Source organism: Rothia gullae (assembly GCF_024294905.1).
Classification (GTDB): Bacteria; Actinomycetota; Actinomycetes; order Actinomycetales; family Micrococcaceae; genus Rothia.
Genome location: NZ_JANCOC010000013.1, coordinates 24,474 through 43,297 on the forward strand (window position 1 = coordinate 24,474; position 18,824 = coordinate 43,297).

The following is an 18,824-nucleotide window of genomic DNA, read 5'->3' on the forward strand; positions in this document are numbered from 1 at the left end:
GAACCAAGCTTAGCCTGCTCTCATTCGATTTTTATCCCAAACCGGCATAGGGTGGAGAAAGTACACGAAAGGAACCACCATGCCCGCCCCCAACGGATGCTGCCGCTCTCAGAAGGCATGCGCCTCCCCCGACTCCCCCGCCGCAGTCGATTCTAACGCCGTCGACGCCGCGGCAGCTACCGTAGCAACTGAATCTTCTGCTCGCCTCTTCTCCCGCCGTGCAACCCTCATCACCGGTGCCGTCGCATCCGGTGCGTTGCTCGCCTCCTGCGCTGAAGGTGACTCCGACGTCACCCCGCCCGAAGGTAGCGTAGAGATGGGTGCCGCCTCCGCAGTGGGCGTGGGCAAGGCAGCTAAGCTGACCCACGGTTCCACGACCGTTATCGTCTCTCAGCCGTCTTCTGGAGAGTACAAGGCATTCAGCACCGTCTGCACCCACCAGGGCTGCCAGGTACAGGTGCAGGATTCCAACCGCATCGTGTGCCCCTGCCACGGCTCCGAGTACGCCGTAGCTGACGGCTCGGTCGTGCACGGCCCTGCAGAGGAGGCGCTGACCAGCTACCCGGTGCAGGTGAAGGGCGGCAAAATTTTCGTCACCCACACCTCCAACGATTCCTAAACCGGCGGCTCAGACCCTACATACAGTAAAACCTACGTACAGTAAAACCTACGTGAAGCAAAGCTCCGCCCATCACAATCGATAGGCGGAGCTTCTTGCTGTCTTATGGTGCCCGATGCTACTAATGCTTGCTATTGCGGCGCTCAGAGCGGAACGCAGGGCGGGCACTCAGGTACGACCGCTTAGCGGGTGTGGCGCGGCTTCTGGCCCTCTTCACGAGCGAACGGAACCTTATCGCCTGCCAGCTGCGCACGCAAATCCGCGATAATGGTTTCGGCGGTCAGGCCAACCTCCTCCAGAATCTGCTCGCGAGAAGCATGCGGAATGAACTCCGCCGGAAGACCCAGCTCGCTCAGCGCGGTATCCACGCCAGCCGCACGCATTTCCTGGCGGATGCGCGAACCCACGCCGCCGGAACGCACGCCGTCCTCAATGGTCACCACAATGCGGTGGTCACGAGCCAGCTCAACGACCGAAGACGGCACCGGCATCACCCAGCGCGGGTCAACCACGGTGGACTGAATACCCTCGGCGGCAAGCACCTTGGACGCTTCCAGAGCCACGCGAGCCATAGCGCCCACGGCAACGAACAGTACGTCACGCTGACCGGTTTCCGGGTGGGGTTCACCGGTGCGTGCCAGCACGTCCACACCGTCGCTGCGGCGCTCCAGGGCGGGAATGTCCTCGCCCACAGAGCCCTTCGGGTAGCGAATCACGGTCGGTGCGTCGTTAATAGCTACAGCCTCACGCAACTCTTCGCGCAGAGTCGCGCCATCACGCGGAGCCGCCAGGTGCAGACCCGGAATGAACTGCAACATCGCCAAATCCCACATGCCGTGGTGGCTTGCACCGTCCGGGCCGGTAATGCCGGAGCGGTCCAGCACCACGGTCACGCCCGCCTTGTGCAGGGCAACGTCCATGAGCAGCTGGTCAAAGCCGCGGTTCAGGAAGGTTGCGTAGAGGGCAACCACCGGGTGCATGCCGCCGTACGCCAGGCCGGCGCTCATCGCCACGGCGTGCTGCTCAGCGATACCTACGTCAATAACGCGCTCGGGGTGGCGCTTCTGGAATTCACGCAGACCCACGGGAATGAGCATCGCACCGGTAATACCGACGACATTCTCCTGCTCATCCGCAATATCTGCGATTTCACGGCCAAAGACGCTCGTCCACGACTCGGAGGTGCTGGTCGAAACATCCTCACCGGTCAGCGGGTCAATCTGGCCCACCGCGTGGAACTGGTCGTCCTCATTCGCGCGGGCGGGCGCGTAACCGTGGCCCTTCTCGGTAATGGCGTGCACAATCACCGGGCCGGCGTAGTTCTTCGCCGCGGTCAGTGCGTTCTCCACAGCCTGCTGGTCGTGGCCGTCAATCGGGCCCACGTACTTCATACCCAGGTCTTCAAAAATGCCCTTGGGTACGACGACGTCCTTAATGCCCGCCTTCATGCCGTGCAGGCCGCGGTACACCATCTGACCGACGGGGCCGCCACGCTGCAGACCGATGCGCACCGCATCCAGCGCGTGGTCGTAGCGGTGATCGAGGCGCACACGATCCACCTGCTGCTGCACACCGTGCTTGAGCTCGGAGAGCTGGTTCGCGAAACCACCAATGGTCGGCGCATAGGAGCGGCCGTTATCGTTGACCACGATCACGACCTTGCGGGTGCGGTCGGCAGCAATATTATTCACAGCCTCCCACGCCATGCCGCCGGTCAGCGCGCCGTCACCAATAAGAACCACGGTGTAGCGGTCATCTTCACCGTTGAGCTTGTGCGCGCGAGAAATACCGTCAGCCCACGAAATCGAGCTGGAGGCGTGCGAAGATGCAATAATGTCATGCTCAGACTCGCCACGATCCGGGTAACCCGACAGGCCGCCCTTCTGACGCAGAGTCTTAAACGCGTGACGACCAGTCACAAGCTTATGCACATAGGACTGGTGGCCGGTGTCGAAAAGAATATTATCCTTGGGAGATTCGAAGACCCGGTGAATACCGAGGGTCAGCTCCACAACGCCCAGGTTCGGACCCAGGTGACCGCCGGTCGCCGACACGTTCGTCACGATGAACTGGCGGATTTCCTTAGAGAGCTCCTCCAGCTGCTTGTAGCTGAGGTTCTGCAAGTCCGCCGGGGACTGAATACCCGGGAGCAACTTGGCAGTGGCACCATCGCCAATGCTGTAGTCGGCGGTGGGTGCGCTACCGGCGGCGCTATTCGGGGTCTCCTCCTGCGGCAATGCATTTTCAGCGGACATACACCCACACTCCTCAAGGTCGGGGCACGGCTCATTCCGTGCGTTGGTTCTTCAATGATTCTACCGTTTACGGTGCCAAAAAGCAGGTTTATGCGCACGCAGAACAAGACGCACCGGGTTGAGCGAAAACGGCCTGAAATAACCCCTAGTGGGCAGGCTGGTAAACAGCCCAACCCGCCCAACGCTGCGATTATTTGCTTCTTTGTTACGGCTACTAGCTGCGCGCTACTTGGTGCGGCGGCGGCGCGGACGAGGCTTCGCCGGGGCACGCTCAAAAAGCGCCACCGACTCCACATGATGCGTATTCGGGTACATATCAAACGCCCGAAGCTGCACCATGTCCCAACCCAGCTCACGCAAAATACCGGTGTCACGACCCAGGGATGCCGGGTCGCACGCCACGTACAGAATACGCTTGGGGTCCAGCGCATCCAGGCGTTCCAGGGTGGTTCGGTTCGCGCCCTCACGGGACGGGTCAAGGACCACCGCATCAATAACGGGGATTTCACCAAACTCAAGGGCGGTCTTCAAGTCCACCAGGTGGCGTGCCACGTCGCCGCGAATCACCTCAATACGGGTATCCTCAGAGTTATCGGTGCGGGAGCAACCATCCGGCGCAAAGTTCGAGAGCGCATCCTTATGGGTCACAGGGGAGCCCTCAATGCTGACGACGGTACCCGATGCGCCCACCGCGTCCGCGAGCGCGGCGGTGAACAGGCCCGCGCCGGCGTACAGGTCGAGGGTGCATTCGCCTTCCTGCGGGCGGAGCATGGTGAGCATGGTTCCGACCATGGTGGAGGGGGCGGCGCGGTGAATCTGCCAGAAACCGCCGGCGGATACCTGGTAGCTGAATCGGCGGGAGCCGAAGGTGACTTCTTCGGTGACGGAGCGCAAGCCCGCGCCGAGCAGCTGGTCGCCTTCGGGTACGCGGCGGTAGGGGGTGTGGGAGGAGCCGGGGCGGCGGCGCTTGGGCTTGCCGTTGGAGGTGGACTGCGGGGTGAAGAAGAGGGAGATTTTGCGCTTGGCGAGCAGTCCCCAGGCGTCGGCTGCCTGCTGTTCGATGTCCTTGGCGACCTCTTCGATGGAGAAACGCGGGTCAACGATGAACTGCAGTAGGACCCTGCCGCGGGAGGAGACGGTTGCTTCGACTTCGCGTACACCGCGCAGGTTCAGTTTCTCAAGCTCTAGGTTGCGCAGTTCGGGTGCGGCGAGGGGAAAGTCTACGACCGGTACAGGTTGGGAGGCGCGGTAGGGGTGCATACCGACGCGCCAGGTGACGGCGGGGCTCTTCTTACCGCCGTTCTTCTGGTTGTCGGGCTCGTTGTCGGGCTGGGTGCGGACCTTGGTCACGTTGTAGCGCACTCGGGTACGCCAGGACAGGCCCTCGTTGTTACCGCGCAGGGGAAGCTCTTCAACGATGAGGTTGGTTAGCAGGGGCGATTCGAGGGGCAGACCGCCCAGTCGGTTGATTTGGGTGCGGACGATATCGGTCTTGTAGCGTCGCTGCTCAGCCAGGCTGATGTGGCCGTATTCCATGCCGCCGAGCAGTTCGGGTACGCCGGTTGCTACGGCGCGTTCCTCTTCAGTTGCGAGCGCATCCGCCTGGATCCAGGGGTGGGGGCGGCGTGCCAGGGAGGGTACGGGTACGGAGACAACATCTGCGAAGTAGAAGCGGCGTTTGGGGCCGATTGCGGTGATGCGTACTTCTGCCTGTTCGCCGACGATGCCGTGACGCACGAAGATGACGCCCTGTTCGGTGCGCGCTACGAAGGCGCCGCCGTGTGCGGGTGCCTCGCAGGTGACGGTGAGGGTCTGCCCGACGCTGTATCCGTCTACTTTTTTGGAGGCGGCAGGCGTGGTAGCAGTGTGGGTCACAGCATTGTCTCCTAAGGAATCACTTAATGTGAACTATTTTATACCGGATTGTGCCTTTGCTCCGGTTCCGACGCCCCCGCATGGGGCGCCTCATCCATTGCAAAAGGCAAAGTCCAGGCGCTACGCGGGGTGCTCAAGCTAAGTTGCGGGGCAATTGACGAGCTCGGCGCCGGGTAAATATTTCTGGGTGCTGGGCAGCCATGCTGGGCGCTGGGCAGTCATGCTGGGCGCTGGGCAGTTACTACGGCTGGCGTTTCTTCTCGCGCGCCACAGCGTCCACCTCGTGCAGGCGGCCGCGGTACACCGCGTGGCGGTTGCTTTGAGTCAATTCACGGCCGCCACCGGCTGAACGAGTAATCTTCGGGGCGACAGCTGCCGTTGGGCCTTCTGCTTCTACCGTTGATTCTTCGCTTTGTAAACGCTGATCAAAAATCTCATCATACACCTCATCCTCGTGCATCGCCCAGGGTACGGTCGCCGTCATGACGCCAGGCTCGTGCAGAAGCGCCTGCTTGAGGCGGCGCACCGTGCGGCGGTGCAGAAGACGCTGCCACCAGTGCTCCACCACAAACTCCGGCAGGTACACCACCAAAATATCGCGCGGTGACTTCTTGCGGCGGCGGCGAATATACGAGACGACAGCATCCACCGTGTCACGATACGGCGAATCAATGACCGACAGTGGCACCGGAATACCGAGGGCGTACCAGCGTTTCTTCACAATCTCCAGGGCGGCGCGGTCATTGTTGACCGTTAGCGCCTCAATCGTGGAGGGGCGGCCGGCACGCGCATAGGAGAGGGCACGAACCGCCGGGCGGCGCACACGCTCCACGTACACGATGGCGTGTACACGCGAAGGCAGGGCCGCCACATCCGCAACGGATTCGGCGTTCAGGGGGATGTCCAGGGCGGCATCCACCGCATCGTAGTGGCGGCGAGTCACAACCATACCTCCAACCATCAGGGCAATCATTCCAAGGGAGAGCCACGCACCGGCGGCGAACTTCGTCACCACGACGATGACCAGCACTGCGGCGGTTATGACCACACCCACCGCAGAGACAGCAATATCACGAATCAGGGCGCGGCGCGGCATCTGCGCGAGAGTAATACGTAGCAGGCGCATGCGGTAGCGCACCACCGCCAGTTGCACCAGCGCCATGGACAGGCACATGCCCACAATGTACAGCTGAATCAGCGAGTACACGTCCGAACCGAAAACGGTGGTGAGGAAAATTGAGGATGCCGACAGCGCCAGCACACCGTTTGCGTACAGGCCGCGTGATTCCACGCTACGGAAGAACACAGGCAGGTACTGGTAATCAGCCAGCGACGAGGCAATCACCGGGAAGCCCGTAAACGCAGTCAGCGAGGCGATAATTAGCACGCCCACCGTGGCAAACACCAGCAGCTGCGCGAAGAACGGCACACCCTGATAAATCGCCAAAGCAACCTGGTACAGCGCCGGCTTCTGGTGGAAATACTCCCCCGGCGTGTGCCCGTCAATGAACAAGAAACGGGTCGTATCATGCACCATGTGCACGCGGGTTGCCGCCGCAAAACCGAGCAGGCTCACCAGCAGGACCGAGGTAATCAGGCCCATCAGCATCATGGTGACCGCCGCATTATATTTCTTCGGGCGGCGGAAATACTTCACCGAATTAGAGATTGTAGAAACACCCGAGAACGCCACCAAGCCGGCAGAGAACGAACGTGCTAGAAGTAGCACCAGCGCCAAGCCTTCCAGAGCATAATCGTGGTATTCGGGGGCAATCACGTAGGTCGCCGATTCCGCCAGCGGCAGAGTACCCGTGGCGATACGAACCCAACCCACAATGAGGGTGACCCCCAACAGCGCCAAGAAAACGTACATCGGCCAGTACGCGATCTTTCCCAGCAGCTGCACGCCACGCAACGCAAACAGGGTCAGGGCAACGATGAGCAGCACCGCAATGAGGGTGCGCCAATCCTGAATCTGCGGGTACAGCGCCACCAAAAACGAGGAGGCCGAAGACATAGACACCGCCACCGTGAGCATATAGTCCATCAGCGAGGATGCACCCATCACGATCGAGGGCAACGCACCCAGTTTGCGGTGCACCAGCTGAATATCGCCTTCGGAAGCGATTTGGTTGATGTTGTACCGGTACGTGCCAATCACCAGCAGACCGACCATCGCCACACCCAAACCAATCCAGGGTGAAAAAGCGAGCGCAGAGGCACCCGCAGCGGCAAGGGTCAGGATCATCTGGTCGGCTGCGTAGGCGACCGAAGAGATGCCGTCGGCACCGAAAAGAGGCAGGGCGTAGCGCTTCGGCAGTGCGACTGCCGAAAGATTTCGCGTGCTGACCGGCTGACCGGTCAGGGCGATGCGCATCCTATCCCAACGATTCCTCACGCTGTTAAGGCTATCGGTCACGGCTTCAAAGCTCAATTTTATTCAGCCGAATAGTGGGCATTGCGAGCGGAATATCACGGAGTATCGGCGTGGAGGCTCACCCGCCCATTACACTGGTAGAGGTAGGCGGTAACGCCTTATCACCGTAAATCATCAACACTCGGAGGGATGTATGCCTCACTTCGTCATTATGGGTGCCGGACGCGTGGGCGTCATGCTGGCGCGCACTCTGGAAGCTTCAGGGCATACAGTCGCCGTCATTGATCAGGACGAACGTGCTTTCCAGCCGCTGCGTAAAGGCTTTGAGGGCCGTCTGGTGACCGGTGTCGGCTTTGATGAAGACACCCTCAAGCGTGCCGGCATTACCGAGGCATACGCTTTTGCCGCCGTCTCTTCGGGCGATAACTCGAATATTATTGCCGCCCGTGTGGCACGCGAAATGTTCAAGGTGAAGAACGTTGTGGCGCGTGTGTACGACCCGAACCGCGCCGAGTTCTTCCAGCGCATGGGCATTCCTACGGTGGCATCGGTGCGTTGGTCCACCGACCAGGTGCTGCGACGCCTACTGCCCGAGCAGGCGCTCAAGGGTGATTTCCGCGAACCCTCGGGCCGCCTCATGCTCACCGAAATTCCTCTCAACGACGGTTGGGCGGGCCACGCCCTGACCAGCATCGAACGTGCCGCCGGGGTGCGTATCGCCTACATCACCCGATTCGGTGAGGGCATGCTCCCCCGCCCCGACACCGCCTACCAGCAGGGCGATAGTGTACACGTCATGATGCGCACCGACGACGTTGCGGACGTAACCCTTATTCTTTCCCGCCCGCCGCGCGTTGAAGACCAAGAAGTGGAGGCGGACTACGCCCCCGCCTCGGGCCACCGCAAGCACCCCCACGCCCCGAAGAAACCCGCCGAACAGAAGCACAACGACGCACCCGTTGCCGAGCATGAGTTCCACCTCGGTGATACTCCCCCGGAGTTGCCCGACCCCCTCGAGCTCATCGGCCGCTATCGTGATTCCTCGAAAGGTAAGAAGTAAGTGAAGGTCCTCATTGTTGGTGCTGGCTCCGTGGGTGCCTCCATCGCTAAAGAACTCATGATGAACGGCCACGACGTGACCATCATCGATTCCAAACCGGAAGCTAAGAAGCGCGCCGATCTGCCCGGTGTGCGTTGGCATATTGGTGACGCCTGCGAACTGTCCGTACTGCGCCAGGTACACCCAAACAAGGCGGACGTGGTTGTTGCCGCAACCGGTGACGACAAGGCAAACCTGATGGTCTCCCTGCTGGCGCGCAGTGAGTTTGGTGTGCCGCGCACCGTGGCGCGCGTGAACAACCCTCGTAATGAGTGGCTCTTTGACGACTCCTGGGGCGTGGATGTTGCCGTGTCTACCCCGCGTCTGATGACCGCCCTCGTCGAGGAAGCCGTGGAAGTCGGCGACGTGGTGCGCCTGCTGACCCTGCAGGCTGGCGGCGCGACCCTCGCCGAGTACACCGTACCGCATGACCACCCCGTCATCGGTTACCGCGTGGATCACGTGCAGTGGCCCGTCGATACGGTGCTCACCGCAATCCTGCGTGACGGCGCTCCAATCCCGCCCAGCGCCGACGTGGCGATTGAGGGCGGCGACGAGCTGTTCTTCATCACGACCATTGCCGGTGAGGATCAGATCCGCGCGCTGTTCGCATAGCGCTGTTCGCATAGCGTTTATACGTAAGTTTTTGAGGAGGCGAAAGCTCCGGTCACCTTTACGTGTGCCGGGGCTTTCTCATACTTCTACGAAGTTCTTCAATGTATGAAGTTGTGGGATTAGCGGCTTTCTGAACCGTCAACTTCGGCAGTGTCGGTAGCTTTGCCAGCCTCGGGGTCCTCGCTCACCGGTGCCTCCTCGGGAGCCGACACACGCCACGCCAGCCACACGCCCAAAGCGTACAGCGGCAGACCCATAATCAGGCGGGTGGCGCCCAGCGCCTCCACATTATTGGCAAAATACAGGGGCACCTGCACGGCAAGTCGCAGCATCATCAGCACGGTAATAATCCAGGTTGCCAGCATGTACTGGCGCAGGCGCACCGGGTTCTGGCGCCAGCTCAGCGCCTCACCGCGAATAACCGCAAAAATCAGACCCATCAGCGGCCAACGCACCAACATCGACAGCAGATACGCCAGAATGTACACGCCGTTCGTCCAGAAGCCCACCACAAAGTAGTCGCTCGCATTACCGGTACGGTACGCGGCAAACGCACAAATCGCCACGCCCACCAGACCGGTCAGCGCGCTCACCAGCTTAGAGCCCTGCACCAGACAAATCAGCGTGAACATACCCGCCGCAGCCAGTGCCGCAATCAGGGACAGGTTCAGTTCCTTCGTCACGGTGAACAGCACCAGGAACGCCACAGCGGGCAGGGAGGATTCCACCAGGCCGCGCCAGCCGCCGATAGCGTGCAGAATATCCACATCGCCGTTGGCGGTGCGGCGCATATTCGCACCCATGGAGGCGCTCAGGCTCTGCGCCAGCTGATTCTCCTCCCGCACCGGGTCAGCAGCCGGGCTAGTTGCGGGGTTAGCGTTCGAATCGGGCTGGGTCGAAGACTGCTCAGCGCTCATATTTTCCCTTCTCAGCAAAGAATTGCGGCACGATCTCATAGCGCGGGTTATAAATCACCGGCTGATGAGCCCTCACCGACACCACACCGGAACAGCGCAACAACGCACCGGCAAGCACACCGGGCACCATCCGTTGCCCCTGCCACTTCAGCAGCACCCTATCCCCCGGATTGAACGGCGCATAGGGCGGGAAAGACACCTCATGAGGCTCCTGCACCGCCACAGTCGCCAAAGACGCCGTGTTCAAATGGTGCTGCTTTTTGAGGTCCTCGGAATCCTCCTCGAAATCCTCACCGGGCGGCTCCACAATCGGCATACCAATCAGCGCCAGCGGGCTCGACCACTGCAGGGGCTTCGACTTAGCCACCACCAGTTCGGCACGGTACATCGGCTTATCATGCAGCGCAGGCAACCATACCTGCTCCACGCGTCCGGCAAGGCGTACGCGAAAGCGCTCGGGGTACCCGGGAGCAAGAATCTGCTCCTCAGGAACCGTGAGCGCACTCGGGTAGTTCGAGAACTCAGGCATTAGCCAATCTCGGTAATCTCAGGGCCGCGGCGAGGCATCGGGCGCAGCTTGCTGTGCTCGGTCTCGGTTTCTTCCTCAACGGCGGGCTCTTCCTCAGCCACAACCAGGTCGGCGGGCAGAGTCATGGGCAGCAGTTCGCGCGGCGGGCGCGGGTCGTCGCCACGGTCCACCACGACGGTGCGGAAGACTTCCTCCACGGAGGCGGCAGCCTTATCGTCACCCAGCACAGCCGCACCGGAGATGACGCCGCGCAGGAACCAGCGGGGGCCGTCCACACCCACGAAGCGGGCGATGCGCTCGCCACGCTGACCGTCCGGGGTGAGTGCGGGCAGGCGGGTCAGCATCTCGGCACCGAATACCCCGGCGTAGATTTCGACGTTGCCGCCCTGGGATGCGACGGACTCGGTCAGGTCGTGACGAATGTCGTCCCAGATACCGGTGGTGCGCGGTGCGGCGAATGCCTGCACCTGCAGGGTTGCGCCGTCGCGGGTGATGGTCGCGGCGATAACCGCACCGGTTGCGTCATCAGTTTCGAGGCGCAGGTTCATGCCGTCGAGCAGCTTGATGCGCAACGCCCCCAAGTCGACGTAGTCTTCGAGGTCTTCGGCGGTGACTTCTTCAATGTCGTGCGGGCCGTTGACGCGGTCGTACTTGATGACCTCGGGAGCGTCAGCTTCAGTGCCTTCAGTTTCAGTGCCCTCAGCCGCGCTGTCTTCAGCTTCAGTGGTTTCTTCGGTCGCCTTGGCTGCCTCTTCGATCTTTGCCTCTTCAACCTCGGCGGCGCGCTTCTTCTTACCAAATCCGAACATGGTATTCCTACTTTCACCGCACGCAGGGTGCGGGGTTTCTTCTCTTCTCTCGTGCGACAATCGCGGCGAGAGCAGACTAGTGGATTCCGCTAGAGCCGAAGCCGCTGGAGCCGCGTTCGGTCTGTTCCAGTTCATCCACCACGGTAAAGGTTGCGTGCTCGTACTTCTGAATGACCAGCTGGGCAATGCGGTCGCCGCGCTGCACGTGGAAGGACTTGGTCTTGTCAGTGTTGAGCAGGGTGACCATCAGCTCGCCGCGGTAGCCGGAATCAACGGTGCCGGGTGCGTTCACAATGGTGATACCGTTCTTGGTTGCCAGGCCGGAGCGCGGATGCACCAGACCAACGTAACCTTCGGGCAGGGCGATTGCCACACCGGTGGGGACGAGGGCGCGTTCGCCCGGCTCCAGTTCGAAGTCGATGCGGGAGCGCAGGTCAGCGCCGGCATCGCCGGGCTTTGCGTAGGCGGGTGCGGGCAGCTCGGGGTCGAGCAGCTTAATGTGGACGTTTACGGGGGTCATCATGGTCAATACTCTAACCTTTCGCGGGTGTCTGCGCCATCACCTCGCGCTGTGTTGAGACTCTACTGCGGGGTGTTTTCGTTGCGTGTTCGCGCTCAGCACATGCGGCGGCGTGCAGTGTTGGGTGCGACACGGCGCTGTTCTTGCCTGCGCGGCTTTCTCATACTCAACGGGGCGGGTGCACTCGGCACTCGCCCCGTCATGAGGTGTATTGTCGGGTGGGTGTTAGCCCTTCCCTAAAGTTTTAGCCCTCGCACTCGATGCAGTAGGACAGGCCGTCCTCTTCGCGTACAATCTGCGAGCGGTGACGCACCAGGAAGCAGGATGCGCAGGTGAATTCGTCGTCCTGAGCGGGCAGAACAACAACGTTCAGCTCCTCGTTGGAGAGGTCAGCACCGGGCAGCTCGAAGCTTTCTGCTGCGCTGTTTTCGTCTTCGTCCACCGCACCGGACTGCATCTCGGAACGGCGGGCGTTCAGCTCCTCGTAGGACTCTTCGTTCTGCTCTTCGTCCTGCTTGCGAGGTGCATCGTAATCAGTTGCCAAACTTTCACGCTCCGTTGGTTCTGTGGCTGTGTGTTGGACTAGGCCACACTGGTTTAATGAGTGCTCTAGGTGCCGCTGGTGTGTAATTAACCCCGACGGCATGCCAGGTATTGTTCACCATTGGCACCCTATTTGTCTAATCCTGGGTAGGCTTTGGACTCTTTAGGCGTCACATTCTAGCTTTTTCAGTGCGAAAAGTACATCTTTTTTTGGTGAAAATCCCGCCTCCGCTACTGTTTTACCGCGCTTTCACGGTACCCTGGTAGGTAGTTTGCGTTCCGTGCAACACATTCACGAACGCGTCCGGTTCACCTATGGAGGTTCTCATGCTTGAACTGCGTCTGATTGGCGTTCACGATGACGGCGAAAATCTGGTGCTTGAGTCTGCTGACGGCACCCGCTTCTTGCTGCCGATTGACGCAAACCTGCGCACGAGCATCACCAAGGCTCGCCGTATTCAGCCCGCTCGCGGTCTGGGCGCTAAGGGAACCTATGGTCCGCGCGATATTCAGACCCGTTTCCGTCAGGGTGCCTCCGTTGAGGAAATCGCTGAAGAGTCCGGTTGGGAGCCGGAGCGTGTTCGCCGCTACGAGTGGCCGATCGTTGCTGAGCGTGCCCACATTATTCGTGCCGCTCAGAGCGTGAAGATTGGTCGCCGCAGCTCCGCTTCGGGTACCGCACAGATTCCCGTGACCCTGAGCGCCCGCATTGAGGAAGTCTCCGAGCGTTACGGTTTTGAAGAGGCAACTCAGGACTGGACTACCCGCCAGCAGGAGAGCGGTCAGTGGCGCGTTGAGGTTGATATTGCGCTGAAGGATTCGGTGCGTCAGAACCTGCCCGCGCAGGTGGTCTTCCCCGCACGTTGGGTGTACAACCCGGCGAACCAGGGCTTGTACGCTTCGAATGAGGCGGCGTACTTCCTGATGGGCAATAGTGAGGACGCTGTTGCCGTCGCCGCGAAGAAGGCTCCCGTGGAGGTTCCTCCCGCCCGCCTGCCGAAGGCACCCGTGGAGGTTCCTCCCGCCCGCCCGCCGAAGGCACCCGAGCCCGCACCGGCACCCCTTACTTCCTCTGAGAGCGCTGATGAGCGTAAGCTCAAGGAGCTTCTGGAGCGCGCCCGCTCGGTGCGCCCGGCGCAGGTTGAGGAGCCCGAGGTGTTCGTGCACCGCGAGTCCGCTCAGCCCGCTGAGCCTGTAGCGCCGGCTGCGCCCGCGGCACCTGTTGCACCTGTTGCCCCGGCAGCACCCGAGCCCACCGCAGAGACCACCGTAGAAACCACCGACCCGCTGGCTGTGGATTCGGAAGCACCCGTTGAATCCGTTCCGGTTGAGTCCTTCGCCCTGCCGGCACCCATTGAGGACGCAGCGGCTTCTGAGGCGCCCGTAGCTGAAGCACAGACTGAACCCGCAGAAGCAGTTCAGGCACCCGCAGCTGAAGCACAAGCTGAGCCCGCCTCCGAAGAGAAGCCCAAGCCTTCCTCCTCGAAGAAGCAGCGCGTGAGCGTTCCGGCATGGGATGACATCATCTTCGGTAGCCGCAAGTAAGCGACCGCCCTCGCCCCGCCCGATCAAGGGCATCTAGACGAGCGTTTTAGTCGAGGGCCTCTAGACATACGAAAACCGCTGGTTATTCACCCGAATAACCAGCGGTTTTCGTTTATCCTCCAGCGCTTTAAAAAGTCTTGAGCATGCGCAACGGCACCAGACGCTCAGCGTCCGTCAGCGAACCGTGCTGACCAACCATATGCAGGGCACGCTCCTGATAGTGGCGCATATCGTACAGCGCCCAATCGTCGCGAGCGCACACTATCAAGTCACCAATGCGGCCGCGGGCCGCATCCGTGATGACCGGGCCAAAGTAGCCGGCACGTATCAGCTCGCGAGAGTCAATCACCCAGGCGCGCTCGCCCCAGTACTGCGCCCAACGCTGAGCGGTGGCGGTACGTGCCGCATCCGAGGTGTCTTCCAGGTACAGGTGCACGGCGCGCGGTTCACCGGCGGTCATTGCGATATTGTGGGTCAGCTCCTCCACAGCAGAGTAGTCGATGCGCTGGTGTTCGGGCACGTTCACCATGCCGTGATCGGCGGTCACGAAGAGTGCCGCCCACGCCGGGGCGCGCTCCGCCAGACGCTTCAGCGCCGAGTTCAGCTCCTCCAGCTGCTGCAGCCATTCGTCACTGCCCACGCCGTAGCGGTGGCCCGCCGCGTCAATCTCTCCCCAGTACAGGTACACGGTAGTCGGGGTGCGGCTGGCGAGCGCCTCCAGGGCGTAGGTGACGCGGGCGTTATAGCCGACGGCGTCCACGAAGTCGCCGCCGCGCAGCGCCGCCTCCGTCAGACCGGTACCGCGGTATTTACCCAGCGAAATGGTGAGCACGCGGCGGTTCGTATGGTGGCGTTCCAGCACGGTCGGCAGCGGCTGCCAGGCGTGCGGGTCCACTGACTGATCCCAGCCGGATAGGTGGTTCATGACCGACCCTGCTCCCCCATTACCTGCCGGGTTGCGCACCTCGTAGCCGGCAATGCCGTGCGCGCCGGGTGCAGTACCGGTACCCAGCGAGGTCAAGGAGGCGGCAGTCGTGGTGGGGAACGCGGCGTCCAGCGGGCCCAGGTTCAGGGTCTTACGCAGGGCGGGCGTGTAGCCGCCGTAGCTGTTGAGCAGCTGCTCGCCCAGGCCGTCCACCATGATCACGCAGGCGTGGCGGAACGACGCCGGGTCAACGTCCTGCTCCGCGAGGCGGCCGGCAAGGTTCAGCGGGTCGGCAACAGCGTAGAACGCAGGGTCGGAATCCAGGGCGTGCGCGGGGCGCGCTAGGCTTCGCTGAGCCACTAGAGAGGAGGCGGACTCCAGCACATCGGCGATGCTATTGTTGCCGTAGGCGGGTGCAGGAGGCAACGGCGCACCCAGAACATCGTGCAGAGTGGGCTGTTCAGTGCGGGACGGGGCCGTCATAGGTTCCTCTCGGGGGGGGGCTCTCTCGGGGTGTTTCTCTCATGGAGTGTGGGGGACGTGAAAGTACAGGGCCCGCGCAGGATTTATGCCGCGCAGGCTGTTGCCGGGCGGGGTTGATGCTGTGCGAGCGCTACCGCCGGTGCTTATCGGCGGGTTACATACATGCGGGTACGGTGCAGAGCACGCGCAAAATGCTGCGCACGCTGAACCGACTCCGGGCCGTCAGCGGTCGCAGAAACACGCACCGCAATGTCCTCACGGCGCGCATCACCGGTGAAGCCGTGGTCGGCGTTGCACTGCGGATCCTGGCAGCCGGCAGGAGCCAGCTCCATGTGCAGCGAACCAGTCCAGGCAATCTGGAAGGAAATCTCAGTCGGGGCGGTGCTACCGGCGTTATATGCCTGCGGCTGGCTGAAACCGTAGCTGATGGTGACCGCGTTCAGGGCACTCAGATGCACCGCCTCCACGCTCACATGCGCCACGGTGCCCTGCGCGTCACCTTCAAGGTGCTGGTCGTCCAGGTGCGCAAAGATGACGTGCTCACCGCAGAGCACCATCACGGTGATGTGGCGGTGGAAATCATCGCGTGAGAAGTGAGTTTCATGCTGTACGAAGTGCGCGTCCGGGTTCATGCCCGCCAGCGCGTCATCCACCACTTCCAGCACGAGGTCGGGGTAGAAACCGGCATGCTTAATGTCTGCGACCAGTTGCTCGCGTTCGGGGGTGGTGGCGTACATCGTACCTCTTTCGTGCGGTGCCCTCATGAGGCGACGTCGGTCGGCGCACACGATGAAGGCGGTTAGGTGTTACTACCCTCTACCTTAGAGGGTTCCAGCCGGGCTGTGCTACTTGACCACACTAATACAGGCTCATATGACGGCATGCGCTCCCCCGGTACGCTTCGGTTACTGCCCCGCAACCGCCTTGACACACCCCACAGATGACGTTGACCAACCAGCCCGTCTCATCCTCTACCACCCGCTAAAATAGGAGGAGCGAAAACACACCGACACGAGGAGATATATGGCTCGCCGATCCAAATCCGCCGTCAGCGACTACCCGGTGGATGTGGTAGAGAATATCGTCGACATCGATGTATCCGCCGAGATGGAAACCAGCTTCCTGGAATACTCCTACTCGGTGATTTATTCGCGTGCCCTCCCCGACGCTCGCGACGGCCTCAAGCCAGTGCAGCGCCGCATCCTCTACATGATGCAGCAGATGGGTCTGCGCCCCGACAAGGGCCACGTCAAGAGCGCCCGCGTGACCGGCGAGGTCATGGGTAAGCTCCACCCGCACGGCGACGCCGCCATCTACGATGCGATGGTGCGCCTCGCCCAGCCTTTTGCTCTGCGTCTGCCCCTCGTTGACGGTCACGGTAACTTCGGCTCCCTCGACGACGGCCCGGCAGCCGCCCGATACACCGAAGCACGCATGGCGCCAGCCGCGCAGGCACTCACCGCGGACCTCGAAGAAGATGTGGTTGACTTCGTACCGAACTACGACAACCAGTTCATGCAGCCCTCCGTGCTGCCCGCTGCGTTCCCGAATCTGCTCGTCAACGGCACCACCGGCATCGCGGTCGGCATGGCAACCAACATGGCGCCGCACAACCTGCGCGAGGTCATCGCCGGTACCCGCCACCTCATCGCCCACCCCGAGGCGACCCTCAAAGACATCATGAAGTTCATCCCCGGCCCCGACCTGCCCACCGGCGGCACCATCGTGGGTCTGGGAGGCATCCGTGACGCTTACGAAACCGGCCGCGGCACCTTCAAGACCCGTGCGAAGGTCTCCATTGAGCAGGTCAGCCCCCGCAAGCAGGGCATTGTCGTCACCGAACTGCCGTACATGGTCGGCCCCGAAAAGGTCATCGAAAAGATCAAGGACGGCGTCAACTCCAAGAAGCTCACCGGCATCTCCGACGTGGTCGACCTGACCGACCGCACCAACGGTCTGCGCCTCGTCATCGAAATTAAGAACGGCTTCAACCCGGAGGCGGTGCTCGCCGCCCTCTACAAGCACACTCCGCTTGAGGATTCCTTCGGTATCAACAACGTGGCGCTCGTGGACGGTCAGCCGCAGACCCTCGGCCTGCTCGACCTGATGCGCGTGTACATTGACCACCGCCTGAACGTGGTCCGCCGCCGCACCGAATTCCGCCTGGGCAAGCGCACCGACCGCCTGCACCTGGTGGAGGGCCTGCTCGTGGCTATTCTCGACATTGACGAGGTTATCCAGATTATCCGTGAGTCTGACGAGACCGCTCAGGCACGCGAAAAGCTGAAGGCCGTCTTCGACCTGACCGACACCCAGGCGAACCATATTCTGGAGCTGCGCCTGCGCCAACTCACCAAGTACTCCCGCCTGGAGTTGGAAGCAGAACGCGACACCCTGCAGCAGGAAATCGCGGAGCTGCAGCGTATCCTCGGCTCCGATGCGGCGCTGCGCGAGCTGGTCTCCGAGGAGCTCGCCGAGGTCGCCGAACGCTACGGCACCGACCGCCGCACCCAGCTCAAAACCAAGGACGAGATGCAGGTCGCCATTGAGGCAGTCACCGCGCAGTCCAAGGCGAAGAAGAGCCTGGGCCTCGCCCTCGAAATCGCGGACGATCCCTGCTGGGTGCTGCTTTCAGCCTCCGGAATGATGGGACGCACCCCCGGCAAGCCCATCCGCGAGGCGCTAGTGGATCCCGGCAAGCGTTTCAAGCACGACGTGTTCACCTCGATTGTGCCGACCACCGCGCGCGGCGAGATCGGTGCCGTGACCTCCGCAGGACGCATGGTGCGCCTGTCCGTCATGGACATTGCGGTGCTGGACGAGAACGGCGGCACCCCCTCCATGGCGTTGGCGGTGAAGGCCGCCGAGCTGGTTCAGCTCGCCAAGGGTGAGAAGCTGATCGCCCTCGTACCGTTGAACACGGTGCTGGCGCTGGCAACCGCGGGCGGCGTGATCAAGCGCCTGAACCCGGATTACCCGCTGAACCAGACCGAATGGGACATCATGAAGCTCAAGGACGGCGACGAAATCGTAGCCGCCGCCCCCTGCCCCACCGACGATGCGGTACTCACCTTCGTCACCCGCGACGCGAAGCTGCTGGCCTTCGACGCGGCTAAGGTCCGCCCGCAGGGACGCACCGGCGGCGGTATCGCAGGCATCAAGCTTGCCGACGGCGACCACCTCATCGCCCTGGGCGTGACCGCGCCCGGCGACGCCGCGGAGGTCGTGACCGTCACCAACGGCAAGGATGGCCTGGCGAGCGCCAAGGTCACCGCCCTGAGCGAGTACCCGCAGAAGGGCCGCGCGACCGGCGGTGTGCGTGCGCACCGATTCCTTACCGGTGAGAACCAGTTGGCTCTGGCGTGGGTGGGCGTGGGCCCGGCGAAGGCGGCATCCTCCGGCGGTGTGGCTCGTTCCCTGCCGACCGAGCACGGTGCCCGCGACGGTTCCGGGGTGATGCTCACTCAGAGCATCGGCATTGTGGGACCGAACTATGCGGCTGTTTCTGCTGCGCTGGCAGTTAGCCCGGAGGGCGAAAAGCTCTTCTAGACGCGCCGTTCACGGCCTTTCGATCTCAGGTTGTTTACAAAGCCTGGGGGAATCCGCGCAGATATAACGCGCAGGGCAAAGTGCCCAGAAAATTTTGCACAAAGGAATGCCCCGGTACTTTCACGAAGTACCGGGGCATTCCTCGCAGTTTCTTGCGTTCAATC

General features: G+C 62.1%; 15 protein-coding genes. 5 read left to right on the top strand and 10 right to left on the bottom strand.

Translation table 11 applies throughout. The features are described from left to right. Window positions 1-79: 79 nt before the first annotated feature. The gene (locus NML54_RS07815; protein WP_254757261.1) at window positions 80-619 is read left to right on the top strand and encodes a Rieske (2Fe-2S) protein; all 540 of its coding nucleotides are present in this window, start codon (window positions 80-82) and stop codon (window positions 617-619) included. Window positions 620-801: 182 nt separating this feature from the next. Here the strand turns inward: NML54_RS07815 and dxs are convergent, their stop codons facing one another. The 3 genes from dxs to NML54_RS07830 all read right to left on the bottom strand — a co-directional run bounded on the left by dxs (window position 802) and on the right by NML54_RS07830 (window position 7,126). After that, window positions 802-2,874 carry a 1-deoxy-D-xylulose-5-phosphate synthase gene (gene dxs / locus NML54_RS07820; protein ID WP_254757263.1) on the bottom strand — a complete coding sequence of 691 codons (2,073 nt, stop codon included), beginning with the start codon at window positions 2,872-2,874 and terminating at the stop codon, window positions 802-804. A 225-nt stretch (window positions 2,875-3,099) separates the two neighbouring features. Continuing rightward, entirely contained in the window at window positions 3,100-4,749 is a 1,650-nt protein-coding gene (locus tag NML54_RS09000; RefSeq protein ID WP_254757265.1) for a class I SAM-dependent RNA methyltransferase, read from the bottom strand. Between the two features lie 241 nt (window positions 4,750-4,990). Then, on the bottom strand, window positions 4,991-7,126 hold the full coding sequence (locus tag NML54_RS07830; RefSeq protein WP_254757316.1) for an APC family permease: 2,136 nt from the start codon (window positions 7,124-7,126) through the stop codon (window positions 4,991-4,993). Window positions 7,127-7,319: 193 nt separating this feature from the next. On the opposite strand from NML54_RS07830, the gene NML54_RS07835 reads away from it, so the two are divergent. Next, window positions 7,320-8,186, top strand: a complete 867-nt coding sequence (locus tag NML54_RS07835; protein ID WP_254757267.1) for a potassium channel family protein — start codon at window positions 7,320-7,322, stop codon at window positions 8,184-8,186. Then, a complete protein-coding gene (locus NML54_RS07840) occupies window positions 8,187-8,840 on the top strand; it encodes a potassium channel family protein (protein WP_254757269.1) in 654 nt (217 codons plus the stop codon). Window positions 8,841-8,959: 119 nt separating this feature from the next. Here the strand turns inward: NML54_RS07840 and NML54_RS07845 are convergent, their stop codons facing one another. From NML54_RS07845 to NML54_RS07865, 5 genes are all read right to left on the bottom strand, one after another. Next, window positions 8,960-9,757 carry a DUF3159 domain-containing protein gene (locus NML54_RS07845; protein ID WP_254757271.1) on the bottom strand — a complete coding sequence of 266 codons (798 nt, stop codon included), beginning with the start codon at window positions 9,755-9,757 and terminating at the stop codon, window positions 8,960-8,962. Beyond that, the gene (locus NML54_RS07850) at window positions 9,747-10,286 is read right to left on the bottom strand and encodes an asparaginase (RefSeq protein WP_254757273.1); all 540 of its coding nucleotides are present in this window, start codon (window positions 10,284-10,286) and stop codon (window positions 9,747-9,749) included. Before NML54_RS07850 ends, NML54_RS07845 begins: the two co-directional genes overlap by 11 nt. After that, a complete protein-coding gene (locus tag NML54_RS07855) occupies window positions 10,286-11,095 on the bottom strand; it encodes a DUF3710 domain-containing protein (protein ID WP_254757275.1) in 810 nt (269 codons plus the stop codon). Before NML54_RS07855 ends, NML54_RS07850 begins: the two co-directional genes overlap by 1 nt. A 76-nt stretch (window positions 11,096-11,171) precedes the next feature. Next, window positions 11,172-11,618 (bottom strand): dUTP diphosphatase, encoded by a 447-nt coding sequence (dut, locus tag NML54_RS07860; protein WP_044142235.1) that lies wholly within the window; start codon window positions 11,616-11,618, stop codon window positions 11,172-11,174. A 241-nt stretch (window positions 11,619-11,859) separates the two neighbouring features. Beyond that, window positions 11,860-12,159: a DUF4193 domain-containing protein gene (locus NML54_RS07865; protein WP_254757276.1), complete on the bottom strand. Its 300-nt coding sequence runs from the start codon at window positions 12,157-12,159 to the stop codon at window positions 11,860-11,862. Between the two features lie 326 nt (window positions 12,160-12,485). On the opposite strand from NML54_RS07865, the gene sepH reads away from it, so the two are divergent. Next, entirely contained in the window at window positions 12,486-13,703 is a 1,218-nt protein-coding gene (sepH, locus tag NML54_RS07870; protein ID WP_254757278.1) for a septation protein SepH, read from the top strand. A gap of 127 nt (window positions 13,704-13,830) precedes the next feature. On the opposite strand, the gene NML54_RS07875 is transcribed toward sepH, so the two are convergent. Both NML54_RS07875 and NML54_RS07880 read right to left on the bottom strand, forming a co-directional pair. Beyond that, complete coding sequence (locus NML54_RS07875) at window positions 13,831-15,111, bottom strand: alkaline phosphatase family protein (protein WP_254757280.1); 1,281 nt, start codon at window positions 15,109-15,111, stop codon at window positions 13,831-13,833. A 143-nt stretch (window positions 15,112-15,254) separates the two neighbouring features. Next, the gene (locus tag NML54_RS07880) at window positions 15,255-15,848 is read right to left on the bottom strand and encodes a DUF5998 family protein (protein ID WP_254757282.1); all 594 of its coding nucleotides are present in this window, start codon (window positions 15,846-15,848) and stop codon (window positions 15,255-15,257) included. A gap of 286 nt (window positions 15,849-16,134) precedes the next feature. Between NML54_RS07880 and NML54_RS07885 the strand changes: the two genes are divergently transcribed. After that, entirely contained in the window at window positions 16,135-18,660 is a 2,526-nt protein-coding gene (locus tag NML54_RS07885) for a DNA gyrase/topoisomerase IV subunit A (RefSeq protein WP_254757284.1), read from the top strand. The last annotated feature ends 164 nt before the right edge of the window (window positions 18,661-18,824 follow it).